At 57.4% G+C, this 5,098-nt stretch carries 3 protein-coding genes; all 3 read right to left on the bottom strand.

What is annotated here, in order from left to right; genetic code table 11:
• Nucleotides 1-201: 201 nt before the first annotated feature.
• Nucleotides 202-1,035: a hypothetical protein gene (locus ABZ677_RS27620; RefSeq protein WP_358375249.1), complete on the bottom strand. Its 834-nt coding sequence runs from the start codon at nt 1,033-1,035 to the stop codon at nt 202-204.
• Nucleotides 1,036-1,072: 37 nt separating this feature from the next.
• Entirely contained in the window at nt 1,073-3,820 is a 2,748-nt protein-coding gene (locus tag ABZ677_RS27615) for a DNA methyltransferase (protein ID WP_358375246.1), read from the bottom strand.
• On the bottom strand, nt 3,817-5,098 hold a 1,282-nt coding region (locus tag ABZ677_RS27610), incomplete at its 5' end, for a C-terminal helicase domain-containing protein (protein WP_358375243.1). The genes ABZ677_RS27610 and ABZ677_RS27615, both read right to left, overlap by 4 nt.

Genomic DNA, 5,098 nt, shown 5'->3' with positions numbered 1-5,098 from the left:
CGATGCAGCTCAGGTGAGTATTGGCGAATCACGGGAGCAGTTACACGAAGCAGAGATATTCGCGCCGAGTGCTGATAACCAGTCTACTACTTGACGTAATATCCGTTATCGGTAATGAGTTTCGTTATCGCGATAGTTAGCGCATCTCGGGCGCGCGCATGTTCGCTCCAGGTAAAACAAAAACACCGCGACGACGGCCGGTCAAAACAAGAAGGTTTCTTCCGGCTCTTCACCGGGGCCTTCGTCGACCCACGTATGCCCGCATGTCAGGCATTCGCAGTTCGCTTGATCGCTCGGATCGTCTGTCACGACACACCCCATCGCAATGACCCCGGGCAGCGGCCCGGGTGGCATTCCGAACATCAGATGAGCGACGGTATGGCAGTCGCATCGGGGACACGGCGGACGGTGAGCCATGACGAGCTCGGCCATGCTCTCGGTATAGGGGTCGTGTGCCATTGCGTGACAGTTGGCGCACAGCATCATAAATCCGCGCAAGGTCTCGTTGGTGGCGTGCGGCTGGAGCACGGCCCGCGCCTGTGCCATGGGTAAGTTATTGAAAAGCGTTCTGCAGCATTCACAGCGCCATTCGTGTTGCGCCGAGCTCGACTTGTCACTTACCGCGTCCCAGCATCCTGCCTGGTCGAGGACGTACCACGGTGTGGGTGAATCGTGTTCAGCCGTATAGGCATCAAGGAATCGACGTCCGAGATCCGGACTGAGCGTGGCCGGCGGCCGGGGCAACTCGTGTCCAAGACGTCGCTCGATACCCGCCACTGCCACACCGCGAAGATTCCAGCCGGCGCTGTCTTCGACCTCGAACTCGCCCTCGCCGTGGGCTGCGAACACTTCGAGGTTGAGGACAGATGGGACGGGGCCCGGAACCACCCATGCCACGAGGTCGCCGCCATCATGTTCGGGGATTGCGAACGTCAACTCGTCCAGGTTCGGATCATCCGAACAATAGAGGGCCAGAAATTGATCGCGTGGGTGTGCAGTTCCCAGATGCACCGCGACCTGCTCGTTCGTAGTCATACATTAATCCCTTCCACCTGCTGAAACGCTTTGGCCTTCACCTCGCTGCGACTTGCCTGGTCAACGATGCATAGCGCTCGAAGAGGATCTTTTGGCGTCCGGCCTCGGTGTGCATCTCGTCGAGACCGAAAACTTTGTCGATTGCCTCGTCCAACGCGTGATGCGCTTCGATCAGGTCGGCCGGCATAGCCGTCGGATCGTATAGTTGAGCCAGCGACTTCCCTGGGTGAGCTTCCCTCGCCAAAATGATGTCCGCACTGCCTTTGACAATTTCAATCCGCTGGCCGTCTGTGACCTCAGGCATCGGAAAGGTGTTGTAAGTAAAAGTGTTTGAGAATCGGAGGTCCGACTTGATTCGCCCACCAATAGCACGCATCCAAGCGATAAACATTGATGACGACAGGATTCCGAGAATAAATCCGTCTTCGTCTGCAGCGAGGAAGTTTGCGTTTCCACAAATAACATCTTGAGGAAAACGAGCTGCCGGAAAAAATCGGCGTAGTTCGCTCACATGCGCAGGGATTGCAAGATACTCACTGCCAGGTTGACGGATGTATTGGAACAACTCCGGCCGCGACGCTGCTTTATTCGTGGCCGGGTCAGTACTCACAGTACGCATCTCGGCTACCGCTGCAACTCGTTCACGTAAAACTGGGCTTCGTTCTACCTCAGCATTCGTAGCGTCCACAAGCCATAGACACCAACGCATTCGATCGTGAATCAATTCTTTCGCCCCAACAAACCTACGTATAAATTTACTTGCAATCGGATCCGCTGAAACTGAATCATACTGATTAGCGGAGACGAGGAGATTCTTCCCATCGGTTGGCTTACTTCCGTATACCACCGCGGTCAATGCCGGACTGAGCTGAGTTGTACGATTGCTTACGAGAAGGTTTGGTGCATCCACAAGGTAGGCGTTAATATTTGTAGCCAACTGAGGTTCGCCAACACCTTTACCACCTTCAGAATATGTCCACAGGACAGGCTGTGTATTTTTCGCTTTGTCAAATCCAACGATGGAGACGTGGACTGCTGCTCCCCCAGTGGCCTCGGTTACCCACTGGAATGATCGGTGCGCGAAGCGGCATCGCCAGCCGGCATCGAAGATCGGTCGCCACAAGTATTCGACTGCCTCCCCCTGGCAGATTGAATTGGTGGAGACGAAGGCCCATCTGCCAGAATGTAGTCCGTAATAGTCAATCGCTTTCGCATACCAGCAAGTGACGTAGTCGAGGTAGCCGTTGTATCGCGAGCCCCAAATCGACTTAGTATCGGCGGTTTGCTGTGCAGTCTTTGTGTATTGTCCTATAAACGGCGGGTTGCCGAGAATGATTACGTCATCCGACGCAGGGACGAGGGATGCCCAGTCGGTGTGGAGCGCATTGGCGTGACGGATAGTGGGCGAGATCACAATGGGCAGCCGGTCTGGGGCGATCCCGAATTCTTCTGCCATCTGTTGGTTTGCAAGATGATCGACAAGTAAAAGTGCCGTCTCGGCGATCCTGGCGGGCCATTCTTCAATCTCGATGCCGTAGAGATGGTCGAGAGTAACTTTGATGTCACCGGTCACGTCGAGGCTCAGTTGGGCTCGCTCAACCTTTCTCGACGTGGCCTGGGTCATGTCCAAGTCTCGGCGGCGTTTCAGGAGGTCTAGTTCGAGGGCGCGGAGCTCTCGGTACGCGACGATCAAGAAATTACCGCAGCCGCAGGCGGGGTCAAGAAACCGTAATCTCCCGATATCGTTGTGGAGCTTTGTCAGTTTAGTTTTGTCGTCCCACCCGCGGTCCAGTCGTTCCCTGTATTCATCCAAGAACAGCGGACGGATGGTTTTAAGAATGTTCTCTTCGGTCGTGTAGTGCTCACCACCGTGCCGACGAGCTTCTCGTGTTTTGACCGTTTGGAACATCGAACCGAACACAGCTGGCGAGATGATGGACCAATCGAACTCACACGCTGCGATGAGCGCATCTCTGAACGCCGAGGTGAGCCGTGGCAGCCGCAGAGGATCGTGAAACAGACCTCCGTTGATGTAACGGAATGGTTTGTAAGGGCTGTCGTTTGGCAGCTTTCGGGCAGACTCGTCGGTATCGAGTACCTCGAAGAGCGCTTGCAGGTCGAGATGAAGGGTGTCGGCGTCGGTGTCCTCACGCAGAAAGCGCTCGAATACGCCTTCTGGTTTCCACATATTCGCATCGTCGCCGAACAGCAAAAACAGCAAGCGCGCGAGCAGCAACGTCGCTTCGTGTTCACCCACCCCTGCGGCGGCTAGGTCGTTGTACAGCGTGCCCATCAGCCTGGCGGCAGCGACGGACGCGGTTTCGGCTTCCTTGTCGAACGCGCTCCGCATCTTCTCCAGCAACGCCACGAGCGTGATGTCTTCGTCGAAGTCGAGTTCGATTGCCTGCAGCCGCTGGGCGAGGTGAGTGGACTTGTCGCCGACAAGGTGCTCGTGGACAAGCAATTTTGCATTGGCACTGCCGAGCTGCGCGCGTCGTGGCCATCGCCATTCCTGCTTGCTGTCGTTACTGAAGATGACGAGGCGTTCGTGATTATCCTGGCCCACCAGCACGTCGATATGGCGTTGAACTTTTCGGGGCGGCAACTCTGGGCAATGCCAGATCCTCAGACCCTTGTATCCCGCGACCTGCAACAACTCGAAGTCCTGCCCGTCCACCGCGACGGTACGTGCAGGCATATCGGGGTTGTCCCACCCTAGTTCGTCAATGAACAATGTCCGAAATTCTCGTGTGTCGACGAGGTCCAGCAGTCGGCTCTCAGTCATGCGATCACTCCCATACTGCTGACAACTCGGATCGGGTCTCTCCCGACACGCGAGGCAACCACCAGCCGTTCGTCCCGGTGGAGTGCACCGATGAGGGTGGTCAAGTCATCGTCGCTGGACCCGTTGCGGACGGCCCGTCGAAGCCTGTTTTCGGCATCTCGCTGGAGTGGATGCTGGAACAGCTCGTCGAGTGCCACGGCGGTCTCCCGGTCATGAGCGTTCAGGGTCTCGCCCAGTCTGCGCCACAGGGTTCGGCGTACGCCGCGCAGTCGGCCGGCGGTGGCGGTAGGTGTCGCCAGAGGGCCGCGTACGAGGGTTTCGATGAGCTGGTCGTGATCGTCGCGGTGTTCGAGTCCGAGCTCTTCGGGTGTCGACTCGAACGCTCGAAGCACTTCGTGGCCGGTCAGAAGGCGAGTGGTTCCGTCGGCGGCTGCGATACCGAAGCCGTCCATGCCGGATTCGGTCCGCACGAAGCAGATCACGCCTTCGTCGTTGTCACTCAAACGTTTTGCTCGCGTGGCGTCGATCATGTCCGGCAGCGCAGCGATTCGCGCGGCCAGCTCCGGATCCTTCTCTTTCGCGCGATGCCAAATTTGATAGGCAAGGCTCGATGCGTCGACGTCGTCACCGGAGTCCTGTTCGTCGAGAGTGCCGTTGTAGAGGTCGGTGATGGCCTTGACTTCGCCGTCGCTACCGAAAAACTGCTCGTCGGAGCCGAAAGCTTCCGCGTTGGCGGTGAGTCTGGCGCTGATACGTTGGCGGAGCGAGATGACGTTGTCGACAGACTCATGGAAGAACGAGTACAGCAGGATCTCCTCGGATTGCTGTCCGACTCGATCTACACGGCCCGCTCGTTGGATGAGACGAATGATGGCCCAGGGCAGGTCGTAGTTGACGACGATGTGCGCATCTTGAAGGTTCTGTCCTTCACTGAGTACGTCGGTGGCGATCAGGACGCGCAGCTCGTTCGGTATTTCGACACTGTCCTGGCCGGGTAGTGCGTTTGATCGTGGCGAGAACCGATGTGCAAGTGCGGTGGGATCGTCACTGTCTCCGGTTGCGAGTCCGACGTCGGTCAGTCCCGCGTCGTGGAGAGCGGCGGCGATGTAGTTGGCGGTGTCCTTGTACTCGGTGAACACCAGCACCTTGTCAGTCGGATGGTCAACCGACAACAGGGTGATCAGGAGTAGTGCCCCATAGAGTGGTGTAACTCGGTGGCCGAGATCGTCTGCGATTCCGTGTTGTGCACGGGTGTAGAGCGGCCACCGTGTGATCCTT

It is taken from the genome of Rhodococcus sp. NPDC006774 (assembly GCF_040636045.1).
Lineage (GTDB): Bacteria > Actinomycetota > Actinomycetes > Mycobacteriales > Mycobacteriaceae > Rhodococcoides.
This window is presented reverse-complemented; position numbering and strand designations above follow the sequence as displayed.

What these genes read in the sequence shown, in the direction of transcription:
- ABZ677_RS27615 (WP_358375246.1), bottom strand. Translation starts at nt 3,820, where the DNA reads ATGACTGAGAGCCGACTGCTGGACCTCGTCGACACACGAGAATTTCGG.
- ABZ677_RS27620 (WP_358375249.1), bottom strand. Translation starts at nt 1,035, where the DNA reads ATGACTACGAACGAGCAGGTCGCGGTGCATCTGGGAACTGCACACCCA.